Origin of the sequence: Micromonospora sp. NPDC049523, assembly GCF_040676775.1 — a bacterium.
Taxonomy (GTDB): Bacteria; Actinomycetota; Actinomycetes; order Mycobacteriales; family Micromonosporaceae; genus Micromonospora_G.
The window spans coordinates 1-14784 of sequence record NZ_JBFAPP010000008.1 but is presented as its reverse complement, the minus strand read 5'-3'; the positions used below and the strand labels follow the sequence as shown (position 1 = coordinate 14784).

Here is a 14784-nt window from a genome sequence, read left to right as displayed (position 1 = left end):
GCGCCCATCCGTCGCTAACTTCATGATCGACGGGACGGGTGGGTGAGGCGGGCGGCGCGGATGGTGGTGGGGATGTAGTCGGGGTCGAGGGTGTCGGACCAGGTGAAGCGGAGGACGCGCCAGCCGGCGTTGGCGATCAGGTTCTGACGCCGACGGTCGCGGTAGAGGGCTTCGGGGGTGGCGTGTACGGCTGCGCCGTCCGCTTCGCCGATGATTCGTTCGCGGAGCCAGGCGAGGTCACCCACGGCCAGCAGGTAACCGTCCTCGTCGCGTACCGGGTGCTGTAGTTCGTCCGGCGCGACGCCGCCGTCCACGCAACGCAGGCGTACCCGGGTCTCCAACGGGGATTCGGCCCGGCCGTCCGCCTGCCCCAGATGGTGCCGCGCGGACACCGCGCCCCGGCGCCGGGCGAGCATGGCGCGCACGACCAGCAGGTCCGGCTCCGTGATGGCCCCCTGGTGCAACGCCGAGTCGAGCATCGACACGGCCGAGAAGCGGTCCACCCGCAGCAGCAGGTCAGCCGCCGTACGCGCTGCCGTGGTGGTCCGGATCCCGCCGATCGTGCCGACCTGCTCGGGTGGGGTGACGAGTTGGTGCACCACCACTGCCGGATCCCTCGGTCGAAGTGGCCGTGCGGCCGGCCCGGGTACGGAGACGTGGATCCTCGGATCGGTCCGCAGTCCCGCGAGCCCGTGCAGCTCGGCGGCGGTGCCGAGCACTGCCGTCGCCAGTTCCCCGAACGATGCGACCGCCGCCCGGATCCGTGCTCGCCGCGCGGCCAGCGGACTCGGCGCCACCTCCACCAGGTACGCCGCCCGAGCCAGCCGCCGCCACCTCCCGCCGCGACACAGCCGATCGATCTCCCGCACCGTCAGCCCCGCCGCTAACGCCTGCTCCCGGGTAACCACCCCGTCCTGCCTAGCCGCCACCCGCCGAACCACAGCCCACCCATCCATCCCCCCACCCAACCGCCCCCCGCCCCCCCTCCACCACCCCCTGTGCATAACCCCCCACCCCCCTGTGGATAACCCCCGCCCCCACCGCGTTGATCATGAAGTTAGCGACGGGAAATCGCTGTTCAGGCGTTGCTAACGTCATGATCAACGAGCGAGGGGTGGGTGGGTGCGTAGGATCTGGGGTCGTGCGGGTACTTGTGGTGGGTGGCGGGGGGCGGGAGCATGCGCTCGCGCTCGGGTTGAGTGGCGATCCGGTCGTCGAGCGAGTGATTGCGGCGCCGGGGAATCCGGGGATTGCCGCGGTGGCCGAAGTGCTGCCCGTCGACGCGGTTGATCCGGGGGCGGTTGCGGCGCTGGCGGTGGAGACGGGTGCGGATCTCGTGGTGATCGGGCCCGAGGCGCCGCTTGTCGCAGGGGTCGCCGACGCCATCCGGGCCAAGGGCATCGCGGTTTTCGGCCCGTCCGGGGCGGCTGCCCAGATCGAGGGCTCCAAGGCGTTCGCCAAGGAGATCATGACGGCCGCCGGGGTGCCCACCGCGCGCGCGTACACCTGCACGAAGGCGGACGAGGTGGCTCGCGCGCTGGACGAGTTCGGCGCGCCGTACGTGGTGAAGGACGACGGGCTGGCCGCCGGCAAGGGCGTGGTGGTGACCGATGATCGGGCACGCGCGCTCGAACACGCCGCCCAGTGCGACCGGGTGGTGATCGAGGAATACCTGGCCGGACCCGAGGTGTCCCTGTTCGTGGTGACCGACGGTGAGGCAGCGCTCCCGCTGCTGCCGGCCCAGGACTTCAAGCGAGTCGGCGACGGCGACACCGGTCCGAACACCGGCGGCATGGGGGCGTACGCGCCGCTGCCGTGGGCGGCACCGGACCTGGTCGACGACGTGATGGCCCTGGTGGTCGAGCCGACCCTGGCGGAGATGCGCCGCCGCGGCACCCCGTTCTCCGGGCTGCTCTACGTCGGTCTGGCCATCACCGCCGACGGACCGAAGGTGATCGAGTTCAACGCGCGGTTCGGTGATCCGGAGACGCAGGTCGTACTCGCGCTGCTGGAGACGCCGCTGGCCGGCCTGCTGCACGCGGCCGCGACCGGGACGCTCGCCGCGCACCCGCCGCTGACCTGGCGCGGCGGAGCCGGGGTCGCGGTGGTGGTGGCCTCGGCCGGATACCCCGAGTCGGCCCGCACCGGCGACGTGATCACGGGCGCCGAGCGGCCCGGCATCATCCACGCCGGCACCGCGCGCCGCGAGGAAGACGGCGCCCTGGTCTCCGCCGGGGGCCGGGTCCTCTGCGGTACGGCGATCGGCCCGGACCTGGAGGTCGCGCGGGACGCGGCGTACGCCCTGGTCGAGGGGATCGAGTTGGCCGACTCGCACTACCGGCGGGACATCGCCCTCGCCGCGATCGAAGGTCGCGTCGTCCCACCCCGCGGCTAGCCACGACGAGGGGACAACGCGACGGCGGGAGGCCGGGCAGCCCGCCCCATGGCTCGACCACGACCACGACGACGCGACGACGGCACGAAAGCGGGATTCGCTGGACCCGCCCCGGTCCTTACCTTGGGACCCGACACCCGGTCGAGCACCGGCCGGGGCGAGTTCCGCAGGGAGCGACCATGAACACGATCGTGGCCAGCCGGTACGTCGGGCAGCGCACCGGCGGCGATCCCGTCGGCGGCGAACCCGCCGGTCCGTCCACCCGTCGGGCGCCACGGGCCATCGCTGGCCGCCTGACGCTTCCGCTGCTGGTGGGCGTGCTGGCGGTGGCCGGGTCGGCCGGCTGTTCGTCGAAGGACCGGGCGCCGGCTCCGTCGGCGGGTCAGCCCTCGGCCAGTTCGTCGGCCGGTATCGGCGGGGTCCCGACGACGTCCACCGTGGATCCCGGCGCCAGTCCTGCCGCCACCGCCGCCGGTCAGCCGGGCAACAACCCCGGCAAGCCGGCCGCCACCCCCACCGGCGGGGCCAAGCCGGGCGCGGCCACCTCCCCGGTGCAGATCGTGCAGTTCCGGATCCAGCAGAAGCCGACCTGCCCGCAGGGCACCTCGGAATTCCCGGTCGAGGCGACGCCGTTGGTGATCGAGTGGAAGGTCACCGGGGCGGAGCAGGTGGAGCTGGCGGTGGACGGGCCGGGCCTCTACGACACCTATCCCGCGCAGGGCAAGGAGAGCTTCACCTTCTCCTGCGGCGGTGAGCCCGGCAGCACCGAGAAGCACACCTACAAGCTCACCGCCAAGCACGGAAAGTACGTCGAAACCCGTACGCTCACCGCGACCGCGACGGTCTACGACAAAGCGAACGTCTGAGCAACCGTCTGAGGCGGAACCCAGCACCACCGCCAGCCGATCATCCTTCCCGGACCATCCGTTCGGTGTAACGACCGGACATCTCTCGTTGACACACCGTGCCATGATCAGCCTGTCGCGCGGAACGGATCGATGTCCAGCTCTGTTTGCAGAGGTCCGCGCCGGTGCGTTGGCAGCGCGGGGAGGTCGGCGAAGTTCGATGGGTGAGTTCCTGGACGTGGCGTTCGGCTTCCCGACCGCACTCTTCAGTTTCCTGCTCGTGGTGGTGGTCGGCTACTGGGTGCTGGTGCTGTTCGGGGTGGTCGGGCTGGACGACGACGCGACGGCCGAGCCCGGCGGGGCGGCCGGATTCCTCGGCGGGCTCGGGCTCGGCGGGCCGCCCGCCACGGTTGTCCTGTCGCTGCTGATCGCGGTGGCGTGGTTCGTCAGCCTCGCCGGCACCGTACTGCTGGACCAGCCCGGACTGGCCGGCGTACTGCTGGCGGTGCTCTCCACGGTGCTGCTCGTGGTCGCCCTGGCCGGCGGGTGGCTGGTCACCCGCCTGCTCGTACGCCCGCTGTGGCACCTCTTCCACACCGACGAGACGATTTCCCGCAACGCCTTCGTCGGACGGGTGTGCGTGGTCCGTACCGGCCTGGTCAGCGTCGACTTCGGACAGGCCGAGGTGACCGCACCCGACGGCTCGTCGGCGGTGATCCAGGTACGGCAGGCCAGCGGCGATGCGATGGGCGCCGGTAGTCGGGCGATGATCTACGACTACGACGCCGACCGCGAGTTCTTCTGGGTGTTGCCGGTGGAGGCCACGGGTGACCCCGACTACTACCCCCACGGACAGAAGGACCACTGATGGATGTGATCACCACCGGCGTCGGCGTGCTGCTGGCCGTCATCCTGCTCGTTGCGATCGGCGTGGTTTTCCTGGTCAGCCGCTTGTTCCGCAAGGTCGAACAGGGCAAGGCCCTGATCATCTCCAAGGTTCGTCGGGTCGACGTGACGTTCACCGGCGCGGTGGTGCTGCCGGTTCTGCACAAGTCCGAGGTCATGGACATCTCGGTGAAGACGATCGACATCGAGCGGACCGGCCAGGAGGGCCTGATCTGCCGGGACAACATCCGGGCCGACATCCGGATCACGTTCTTCGTCCGGGTGAACAAGACCAACGAAGACGTGATCAAGGTGGCGCAGGCGATCGGCACCGCGCGGGCCAGTGACCGGGAGACGTTGCAGGAGCTGTTCAACGCCAAGTTCTCCGAGGCGCTCAAGACGGTCGGCAAGCAGCTCGACTTCGTCGACCTCTACACCAAGCGGAACGAGTTCCGGGACCAGATCATCCGGGTGATCGGCACCGACCTCAACGGCTACAGCCTGGAGGATGCGGCGATCGACTTCCTGGAGCAGACGCCACTGACCAAACTGGACGCGGCGAACATCCTCGACGCCCAGGGCATCCGGAAGATCACCGAGCTGACCGCGATCGAGCACATCCGTACCAACGAGTTCCAGCGCAACGAGCAGAAGGAAATCACCCGGCAGAACGTCGACGCCCGGGAGGCGATCCTGGAGCTGGAGCGGCGGCAGGCCGACGCGGAACTCAAGCAGAACCGCGAAATCGAGACGCTGCGGGCCCGCGAGGACGCGGAGATCTCCCGCGTACGGGCGGAGGAGCGGCTCCGGGCCGAGACCGCGCACATCCGTACGGACGAGCAGCTGGGGATCCAGCAGGAGAACAAGTCCCGGGAGATCGCGGTCGCGGAGAAGAACCGGGAACGCGTAATCGCGATCGAGTCGGAGCGGATCGAGAAGGACCGCATGCTGGAGGTGATCGGCCGGCAGCGGGAGACCGAGCTGTCCACCATCGCCAAGGACAAAGAGGTCGAGGTGGAACGGCGGGCGATCGCCGAGGTCATCCGGGAACGGATCGCGGTCGACAAGACCGTGGCCGAGCAGGAGGAGAACATCAAACGCCTGCGGGTGGTCGAGGAGGCCGAGCGGACCCGCCAAGCGGTGATCATCCAGGCCGAGGCGGAGGCGCAGGAGGCCCTGGTCAAGGACATCAAGGCGGCCGAGGCGTCGGAGCAGGCGGCCAAGCACAAGGCGCGGGAGAACCTGGTCCTGGCCGAGGCCCGGCAGCAGGCCGCCGAGCTGGAGACCCGAGCCAAGATCCGGCTGGCGGAGGGTGCGCAGGCCGAGGCCGCCGCGGCCGGTCTGGCAGAGGTCCAGGTACGCGAGCGCGGTGCCGAGGCCATCGAGAAGGAAGGCCGCGCCGAGGCGATGGTCGAACGCGAGAAGGCGCTGGTCCTGGCCGACGCGTTGCGCGACAAGCTCAAGGGCGAGGCGGAAGGTCTCACCGAGAAGGCCGCCGCGATGGCGGCGCTGACCGACGCGAGCCGGGGGCACGAGGAGTTCCGGCTGCGGTTGGAGGCGGAGAAGGACCTCCGGCTGGCCGAGATCAACGCCCAGCACCAGGTCGCCGAGTCGCAGGCGATGGTGCTCGCGGCCGGGCTGGAGAAGGCGAACATCGACATCGTCGGCGGGGACACCATGTTCTTCGACCGGCTGGTCAACTCGATCACGCTGGGCAAGAGCGTGGACGGCTTCGTCCAGCACTCGGAGGTCGCGCAGAGCCTGGCCAAGCCGTGGTTGGACGGGGAGGCGAGTTTCCCCGCCGACCTGACCCGGATGATCGGGTCGCTGAACACCGGTGACGTACAGAACCTGACCGTGTCGGCGTGGTTGTTGCAGCAGATCAAGGCTGGCGGGGCCAACTCGGACAAGCTGCAGGACCTGCTGCGGTCGGCGCAGCAGCTCGGCCTGGCCGACCAGCCGATCGCCGCCCTGAACGGCCCGAGGCAACGGGGTACGGGTGAGTGACCCGTCGACCACCAGCGGCATGACCAGCACAGTCGAACCGGTCGAGCCGGGCCCGGCGACCGAGGCAGCCACCGGCGGTGCTGTCGACGCCGGCACATACGAGGTGTTGCGGGCCCGGCTCGCCGAGCGGGCCGGTGAGCTGGCTCGGCGGGCCGAGTGGCTGAACAGCCGCCGGTTGGAGGTCTTCGGCGGCACCGAGCTGCGGCTGATCGGCACCGAGCGGATCCGGACCCAGCACAACTGCGTACCCCGGGACATCGTTTCGGTCGGCGGCCTGATGCTGTTCGGCTACAACGTCTTCATCGGGCTCAAGCCCGAGACGACGGTGGACGACGTCTTCTCGCTGCACCACTTCGCCCGTGGCCGGGCCGCTGCCGACAGTCCGACCAGCGAGGACGACGACGCGTTCCGGTTCGACGACGTCGACCCGGGGCAGCTCGCCGGACTGCTGCGCGACCCGCAGTTCGAACGCGACTTCGGCGAGCTGTACCGCTACTACCGGGAAACCCGGTTGGTGCAGTTGCGGCGGCTGGACGGCCGGCTGCTGGCGGTCTTCCAGACCGGGCCGCGTACCGAGGACATCCGGGTGCTGCGCTGGCAGGTCGACGTCGACGGCAGCATCACGTACCTGGACAACCGGGGCGAGCGGGATCACGTCTTCCCGCCGTCGCACGACTTCGAGTGGACCGAGACCACCCGAGACGACCACATCCTCGGCCGGCACCCGCACATCTCCATCGACGACGAGGTTTTTGTCGAGACGGTCGGCGGCACGCTCACGGTCAAGGTGGAGAACAACACCGAAACCGGGCAGGGCATCTACGAGGAACCCGTCGACGAGCCGTTGCAGAGCCTCGCCGACGCCGACATCCAGCACGCCCGGATCGGTCCGCTGATCCTGCTGCGGATGCGGCCGTACAAGGAGACGCGGTGGCGGCACCTGGTCTTCAACACCAGGACCAAGGAGGTGGTCCGGCTCGACGGCATCGGACAGGCCTGCCAGCGGCTGCCCGAGGACCACGGCATCATCTTCCCCGGCGGCTACTACCTGGCCACCGGAGTCAGCCGGACCTTCGACACCGACACCGAGGGGCTGGAGTTCGAGCGGACCATCCGGTCGACCAACGGCGAGGACGTGCTCTACGTCTTCCACAACCGCAGCGCCGGTCGGACGCTGCTGCTGCCGTACAACGTGATCCGAAAGGAGGTCGCCACGCCGGTTCCGTGTCACGGTTACTCGCTGTTCGACGACGGGACGCTGGTGGTCTTCCGGGCCACCTCCGACGAACCGACGCGGGTACACCCGATGCAGGTGTGGCAGACCCCGTACCTGTCCGACAGCTACGCCGCCGGGCAACCAGTCGGCACCGGCCCGCTGGAGCGGGTCGGCAACGCTGACCTCGTACGCGGAATCTCGGACTGCCTGTCGGTGGCCCGGATGGTCGACGAGATGACGCCGACCCTCGGGGTGTTCGAGGCGCTGATCACCGCCTGCGCCCGGATTTTCGACCACTACCACTGGCTCGGTGAGGCCGACCTCGGTGACCTGCGGGCCCCGCTGAGTGAGGTACGGGCCACCGGCAAGCAGGTGCTGGACGAGTTCGAGAAGGTCCAGTCGCTCACCGCGCACGCCGCCGCGACCCTGGACGAGGCCGCCGCCCGGACCGCGACCCTGGTCCGGCAGGTACGCGCCGAAGCTCCGCGCACCGCCGACGAGTGGGTACGCCAGCTCGCCGGCCTGCGCCAGGCGCAGGGACAACTCGTGACCCTGCGCGACCTGCGGTACGTCGACCTGGCACGGATCGACGAGCTGAGCGGCGAACTCGACTCCGAACTCACCTCCACCGGGCAGCGGGTGGTCGCCTTCCTCGAACGTGACGACGCGTTCGGCGACTACCAGGCCGAGGTGGAGCGGCTGCGTACCACCGCCGCCGCGATCGGGACGGTGGCCGAGTCCGCCCCACTGCGCGACCGGCTCGCCGAGCAGGCCGAGGGTCTTCAGGTGGTGACCGAGGTGGTCGGCTCCCTGGAGATCGCCGACGCGACCGTACGGACCGGGATCCTGGCCCGCATCGGTGAGGTGCTCGGCGCGGTCAACCGGGCTCGGGCCACCCTCGACGGCCGCCGCGCGCAACTGCTGACCGCCGAGGGGCGGGCCGGTTTCGCGGCCGAGTTCGCCCTGCTCGGGCAGGCGGTGACCGGTGCGCTGGCGGTGGCCGACACCGCCGAGCGGTGTGACGAGCAGCTCGGCCGGCTGCTGCTCCAGGTGGAGAACCTGGAGTCCCGGTTCGGCGAGTTCGACGACTTCCTCACCGAGCTGACCACCCGTCGGGCCGACATCTACGAGGCGTTCTCCGCCCGTAAGCAGGCCCTGCTGGACGAGCGGGCCCGCCGCTCCGACCGGCTGGTCGGCTCGGCCGAACGGATCCTGGTCAGCGTGCACCGCAGGCTCACCGGGCTGCGCTCGATCGACGAGATCAACACGTACTTCTCGTCCGATCCGATGGTGGCGAAGCTGCGCGGGGTCGCCGACGAGCTGCGTACGCTGGGCGACCCGGTCCGGGCCGAGGAGCTGGCCGGGCGGATCAAGGCCGCCCGGCAGGAGGCCGGACGGGCGCTGCGTGACCAGCAGGACCTGTACCTCGACGGCGGTGCCACGATCCGGCTGGGCCGGCACAGCTTCTCCGTGAACACCCAGGAGGTCGACGTCACGCTGGTGCCGCACGACGGCGAACTGGCGGTCGCGGTCACCGGCACCGACTACCGGGCACCGATCCGGGACGAGACGTTCCAGCAGACCCGACCGTTCTGGGAACAACTCCTGGTCTCCGAGTCACCGGAGGTGAGCCGGGCGGAACACCTGGCCACCTCGATCCTCGCCGACGCCGGGGCGGGTGCCGGCGAGTTGACCATGGAGGCGTTGCACGAGGCGGCGGTGAGCCAGCCGGCGCTGGTGGAGCTGGTACGCCGGGTCGCCGAGGGCCGTTACGACGAGGGTTACGAACGCGGCATCCACGACCACGACGCGGCGGCGATCCTGGAACCGCTGCTGCGCCTGTACGACGGCGCCGGTCTGCTGCGCTTCCCGCCGGAAGCCCGTGCCGCCGCGCAACTGTTCTGGACCTTCGGAGTGGACGAGCCGACCCGTACCGGCTGGTCCACCCGTGCCGGTTCGCTGGCCAGGGCGCGTACGACGTTCGGCGCCTCGGCCGCGATCGCCGAACTGTGCACGGAACTCTCCGGTGCGGCGGCGCGGTTCCTGCACGAGACCGGGCTGCCGGACCAGGCGGCGGTCGCCCCGCTCGCCGCCGAGTACCTGTTCGAGGAGCTGTCCCGGGCGCCGTTCGGCTTCGTCACCGGTTCCGGTGCCCGTGCGCTGCTCGACCGGTTCCGGCGCACCCTCGGTGGCCCCGCCTCCAAGTCGGTCCAGGAGTACGACGAGGACCTGCGCGCCCTCGGCGACGACCTGGCCGCCCGGCACCAACTGGTGGAGGCGTGGCTGGAGTCGTTCCTGCGTACGGCGGACGAGTCGGCGTCCACCGGGCAACCGCTGGACGCGTACGACCTGGCGGAGGCGGTGGCGATCGAACTCTGCGGGACCGCTCTGCCTCGGCACGAGTCGGCGGCCACCCTGACCGCCGAGGTGACCGGGCTGCTCGCCACCCATCCCCGGATAGTCGACGCCCGGCTGTCGCTGCGGATCGACGAGCTGCTGGCCCGTACGCGGGAGTTCCGGACCGTACGGGTTCCGGCGTACCGGGCGTACCAGCGGCGGCGCAACGAGCTGGTGGCGAGCGAGCGGAGCCGGCTCCGGTTGTCCGAGCACCAGCCGAAGGTGCTCAGCTCGTTCGTCCGCAACCGCCTGCTGGATGAGGTCTACCTGCCACTGATCGGGGACAACCTGGCCCGCCAGATTGGCGCGACCGGTGACGGCAAACGGGTCGACCAGATGGGCCTGCTGCTGCTCATCTCCCCACCGGGTTACGGCAAGACAACCCTGATGGAGTACGTCGCCAGCCGGCTCGGCCTGGTCTTCGTCAAGGTGAACGGGCCGGCTCTCGGTTCGGCGGTGACCTCGGTCGACCCGGCCGAGGCACCGAACGCCACCGCCCGGCAGGAGGTGGAGAAGATCTCGTTCGCGTTGGAGTTGGGCAACAACGTGCTGCTCTACCTGGACGACATCCAGCACACCTCACCGGAGTTGTTGCAGAAGTTCATCTCGCTCTGCGACGGCCAGCGCCGGATGGAGGGCGTCTGGGACGGCCGTACGCGCAGCTACGACCTGCGCGGCAAGCGGTTCGCGGTCTGCATGGCCGGCAACCCGTACACCGAGTCGGGGCGGCGGTTCCGGGTGCCGGACATGCTGGCGAACCGGGCGGACGTGTGGAACCTCGGTGACGTGCTCTCCGGTCGGGAGGAGGTGTTCGCGCTCAGCTACCTGGAGAACGCGGTCACCTCGAATCCGGTGCTGGCACCGCTCGCCGGCCGGGACCGTGGCGACCTGCAACTCCTGGTCCGGCTGGCCCGGGGTGACGAGACGGTACGCGCCGACCAGCTCACCCACCCGTACGCGGCGGTCGAGCTGGACCAGATCCTGTCGGTACTGCGCAAACTGCTCCGGGTGCAGGAGGTGGTGCTGGCGAACAACCGGGCGTACATCACCTCGGCGGCACAGGCGGACGCGTCCCGTACGGAACCGCCGTTCCTGCTCCAGGGCTCGTACCGGAACATGAACAAGCTGACCGAGCGGGTCGTGCCGGTGATGAACGACGAGGAGTTGGAACGGGTCATCGACGACCACTACCTCGGTGAGGCGCAGACCCTGGCGGCCGGCGCGGAGGCGAACCTGCTCAAGCTGGCCGAGCTACGCGGCCGGCTGTCCGACGAGCAGGCCCGCCGCTGGGCCGAGGTGAAGGCGGGCTACCTGCGGGAACGGGCGCTCGGCGGCGACTCGGACGACGCGATCGGCCGTGCGGTCGGCGCCCTCGGCTTGTTGGCCGATCGGATCGCAGCCGTCGAGTCCGCGATCGAACGAGCCGGTCGCTCCGACTAGTTCCGTTTCATTGTCGACTGTCGGCGTGCTCGGTGTCGGCGTGCTCGGTGTCGGCGTGCTCGGTGTCGGAGGCGGAGGGAGACGGGCGGCGTCGCCAGCCGCTGATCCACTGCACAGAGGCAATGGCCATCAGGAGGATCGCCGGCCACATCAGATGCACCCAGCCGCCTCCGAGCAGCAGCGCGGCACCGAGCAAAAACTGACCGCCGCCCTCGACCAGCACCAGCCGGGCGTCAGTGCCGGTGGAATCACGGGCCTTCGTGTCACCGCCAACCAGCAGCGTCACACCGCGCCACAGGCCGAGCCCTCCGATCACCAGGAACGTCCAGCCCGCCAGAGCCATGAGCCAGTCGGGCATCTGCGGCTCCCCGGATCATCCCGTCGCTGTCCCGATCGAGGATAGGTCCGAGTAGACCGGTGCGGAGACCTCGAAGGTCGGGAAGCGCTTGGTTCGCCGCTTCCCGACCTTCGAGCAAATCATGCGAAGTCAGCCACCGGCCGGACGGCGGGCGGGACCGTTGTCGACGAACCGGAACGTGCTGCGCAGCGGGCGTCGCCCAACTCCTCGAAGATCAGACCGTTGGTCGGCGAGTGTTGCAGGTACGCCGAGTTGTTGCTGATCCCGTACGAGCCCTTGCCGTTGGGGATGATCGTGAACTGCTGGGCCGGGTTCCTGGCGTCGCAGAGCGCCCCTCGATAGTGAGCGGCCCCCGTTGCCCGGGTCGAGGGCGGCAACTCGTGGTCGCGACCCGCTGGTGTTCTCCGGCGCTGCGACACCGGGTCCGGCGGTGCTCGTACCAGAAGGGGTCAGGGTCATGCGTTTGAGAATGTCGACCGGCGGCGGCCGTGCCTTCCGCCTGCGAGCCGGCACCGGGCCGGCGCTGGAAAGAGATCAGGAGCAGCGGCCTCCACCAAAGGTGGAGACCCGGTATCGGGTCGCGGGGGCGCAGAGCGGGTTGAGCCAGGAACCTAACCGTGCTGTGCAGCGGGTGCCGGCTGTGGCCGGACGAGGGTCAGTTCGACAACGAGGGCGATCAGCAGGACCAGGCTCGCCGCGATCATGATTCCGAGCGGTGGCAGCAGCGGCGTCGTCGGGGCGAGAGCGATCAGGGCGAGTATCGCGACCACGTGAGTCCAGGCGATCCGGCCGGCCATCAGGTGGTCGAACAGGCAGGTGCCGAGGAGGAACAGTGCGGGGCCGCCGAGGATGGCGATCGCCCAGGCCAGCGGCGTGTCGCCGGTCGGACGGCGCATGACCAGCGAGGCGCTGGCCGAGGTCACCACGACGCCGGCGACCATCACCAGATAGGTGTACGACGTCGAGGTGCCGGGCTTGAGTCGCTCGACAACCCGGCCGTGGGTTACCAGGCGCTGGTTCTGGTAGAAGTAGAGCTGGAAGAGGAGCACCGCGATGGCAAACGCCACCGCGCAACTGGCCAGCCGATTCGCCGTGAAGTCACTGCCGACGAGTCCGAGTCCGATCGTCAGGACCAACTCGCCGAGTGCGACGATGAGGATCTGCCGGTGCCGCTCGGTGAGATGGCTGGCGGCGAAGATCGGCCCGGTCCCCATTCGAGTGCGGCCGAATCTCGGCGTGGGCCACCCCATCCGGGCCGAACCGAAGTCCACGACGACGGCGATTGCCCAGAGCACCAGTCGGGCCGTGTTCCCGATGAACACGCCTCCGACCCACAGCGGGGCGGATATCAGGAACCAGAAGGAGACCCGGACGCTCCTTGCCTGGATTTCGCGATTCGAGCGGGAGCCGGGGATGAGGACGGCTTCCCGGGCGACATGGATGCCGTAGTACGCCGCGACGAAGGCCGCCGGGTAGAGCTCGAATGCTCTCGGAGCCGCGACCGCCATGACGAGTGTGCCGAACATGGCCACGATGACCACGGCCTGGATTCGGGGTCGCCGTGGGTTGAACACGTCGGTGAGCCATGCGGTCAGCACCCACACCCACCAGGCGGCGAACAGCAGCACCGCGGTCTCTGCCGTGCCGCGTACGGAGACGTCGTCGGTCAGTGAGTCTGCGAGCCGGGCGAGCATGAAGATGTAGACCAGATCGAAGAAGAGTTCCAGGAAGGTGGGGTACAGGGGCTCCTGCCGGCTGCGCAGTATCCGGGGTAATTCGGCGGCCGTCACGATCCCTCCGCCGTGGCTCCCGTGGACTGAATGGGACTGTCCGCTGCACCGGGTGTTGTCCAAGTCTGTCATATAATGATTGTCTTGGGTGGATTTGAAGGCCAAGATGGGTGATCGATGACAGAGGGCGCTGGTACCGAGGCGGGAACCGGGACCCCGGAGGCGAAGAGGCGGCACGCGGAGCGGCTGCAGGCGGGGATGGCGGACCGTCCGGGTCTCCCCGAACTCTTCTTCGACCTGGTGTACGTCTTCGCGCTGATCCACCTGATGCGGATCGTGGCCAATGACCTGACCTGGCGCCGCGCCGGTGAGATGGTGGTTCTGGGGCTGGCGCTCAGCCTCATCTGGGTGATGACCGTCTGGCTGGGCGAGTTGGTGAAACCGGACCGACCGGTCGTCATGGCCCAGCTGTTCGTGGTGATGGCGGGAAGCCTGCTGTTGGCTGCCGCCGCAAGCGACGCGTACGACGAGCGCGGCCTGGTCTTCGCGGTCATCTACGTGACGATCCATCTCGGCAGCGGGCTCTACTACCAGGTCGCGCTGCGCCCGTCGGCCCAGAAGCACGCTGGCAGGCGGATCCTTCTGTGGGAAGGCGTCGCCGCGGTGGCGTGGATCGTCGGCGGCGTACTGACGGGCACCGGTCGTTGGGTGTCCTGGGTGGTCGCGGTGGCAATCGAATATCTGGGAGCCGCGCTCACCTGGCCCGCGCCGTGGTCGGCCGAGCCGCTGCACCGGACCGAGCGACTCACCGCAGAGAGGATCACCGAGCGATACCGGCAGTTCATCATCCTGGCGCTGGGAGTGTCGCTCTTTGCCGTCGGGGAGGAGTTCAGTCAAAGCACGTACGACGTGAGCCATATCGTCGCGCTCGTCGTGGCCTTTCTGCTCGTGGCGCTGACCTGGCGGATCTACATCTGCCGGGCCGGTGCGCTGATGACCACGATCTTCGCGACCGCCGAACGCCCGTTCCGCCTCAGTCGGCTAACCGCAGTCGCCCACCTGATCATGGTCGGTGCCATCATCGGCATCGCGCTCACCAACAAACTCGTGATACGTCGCCCGACCAGCGAGACCCCGACCGCCCTGTCGATAATCATCCTGGGCAGTCCGGCACTTTTCCTGATCGGCCGTGCGCTCCTCGAAAAGGTCCTGTTCGGACAGCTTTCCTGGACCCAACTGCTCGGATTTCCCGTACTCGCCGGCCTGGCGGTGGTCGTTCCCCTGGTGTCACCGGTCACCCTCGCGCTCCTCGTCGCCGCCCTCCTGGCCCTCATCGTGGTCCTGGACCTGTACTACGCCCCCTCCCGCGCCCTACTCCCACCCTCCGAAGCCTGACCCCCGCCCCGCCGCTCCCCGCCCCGCCGCCCCCCCCCCCCCCCCCCCCCCGCCCCCCCCCCGCCCAAGTTCAAATTTGGGGGGGCCGCCACGAGGGGCGGTGCGCCCACATTGGG

At 69.5% G+C, this 14784-nt stretch carries 10 protein-coding genes; 6 read left to right on the top strand and 4 right to left on the bottom strand.

Annotation, left to right across the window (positions count from 1 at the left end; translation table 11 throughout):
• Positions 1-20: 20 nt before the first annotated feature.
• Entirely contained in the window at positions 21-929 is a 909-nt protein-coding gene (locus AB0J90_RS14030) for a type IV toxin-antitoxin system AbiEi family antitoxin domain-containing protein (RefSeq protein WP_363595713.1), read from the bottom strand.
• A gap of 212 nt (positions 930-1141) precedes the next feature.
• Here AB0J90_RS14030 and purD point away from each other — a divergent pair, with 212 nt between their 5' ends.
• The 5 genes from purD (at position 1142) to AB0J90_RS14005 (ending at position 11185) form a co-directional block, all read left to right on the top strand.
• Positions 1142-2395, top strand: a complete 1254-nt coding sequence (gene purD / locus AB0J90_RS14025) for a phosphoribosylamine--glycine ligase (RefSeq protein ID WP_363595711.1) — start codon at positions 1142-1144, stop codon at positions 2393-2395.
• Between the two features lie 179 nt (positions 2396-2574).
• Complete coding sequence (locus AB0J90_RS14020) at positions 2575-3261, top strand: hypothetical protein (RefSeq protein WP_363595709.1); 687 nt, start codon at positions 2575-2577, stop codon at positions 3259-3261.
• A gap of 199 nt (positions 3262-3460) precedes the next feature.
• On the top strand, positions 3461-4108 hold the full coding sequence (locus tag AB0J90_RS14015) for a hypothetical protein (RefSeq protein ID WP_363595707.1): 648 nt from the start codon (positions 3461-3463) through the stop codon (positions 4106-4108).
• The gene (locus tag AB0J90_RS14010) at positions 4108-6132 is read left to right on the top strand and encodes a flotillin family protein (RefSeq protein ID WP_363595705.1); all 2025 of its coding nucleotides are present in this window, start codon (positions 4108-4110) and stop codon (positions 6130-6132) included. Before AB0J90_RS14015 ends, AB0J90_RS14010 begins: the two co-directional genes overlap by 1 nt.
• 19 nt (positions 6133-6151) lie before the next feature.
• Positions 6152-11185 (top strand): DNA repair ATPase, encoded by a 5034-nt coding sequence (locus tag AB0J90_RS14005; protein WP_363595703.1) that lies wholly within the window; start codon positions 6152-6154, stop codon positions 11183-11185.
• 7 nt (positions 11186-11192) lie between these two features.
• Here AB0J90_RS14005 and AB0J90_RS14000 read toward each other — a convergent pair whose 3' ends face one another.
• The 3 genes from AB0J90_RS14000 to AB0J90_RS13990 all read right to left on the bottom strand — a co-directional run bounded on the left by AB0J90_RS14000 (position 11193) and on the right by AB0J90_RS13990 (position 13333).
• Positions 11193-11543, bottom strand: coding sequence for a hypothetical protein (locus tag AB0J90_RS14000; protein ID WP_363595701.1), 351 nt, complete (start codon positions 11541-11543; stop codon positions 11193-11195).
• A 119-nt stretch (positions 11544-11662) separates the two neighbouring features.
• Positions 11663-11962, bottom strand: coding sequence for a hypothetical protein (locus AB0J90_RS13995; RefSeq protein ID WP_363595699.1), 300 nt, complete (start codon positions 11960-11962; stop codon positions 11663-11665).
• A gap of 192 nt (positions 11963-12154) precedes the next feature.
• Complete coding sequence (locus AB0J90_RS13990) at positions 12155-13333, bottom strand: low temperature requirement protein A (protein WP_363595697.1); 1179 nt, start codon at positions 13331-13333, stop codon at positions 12155-12157.
• Between the two features lie 117 nt (positions 13334-13450).
• On the opposite strand from AB0J90_RS13990, the gene AB0J90_RS13985 reads away from it, so the two are divergent.
• Positions 13451-14668 carry a low temperature requirement protein A gene (locus tag AB0J90_RS13985; protein WP_363595695.1) on the top strand — a complete coding sequence of 406 codons (1218 nt, stop codon included), beginning with the start codon at positions 13451-13453 and terminating at the stop codon, positions 14666-14668.
• The last annotated feature ends 116 nt before the right edge of the window (positions 14669-14784 follow it).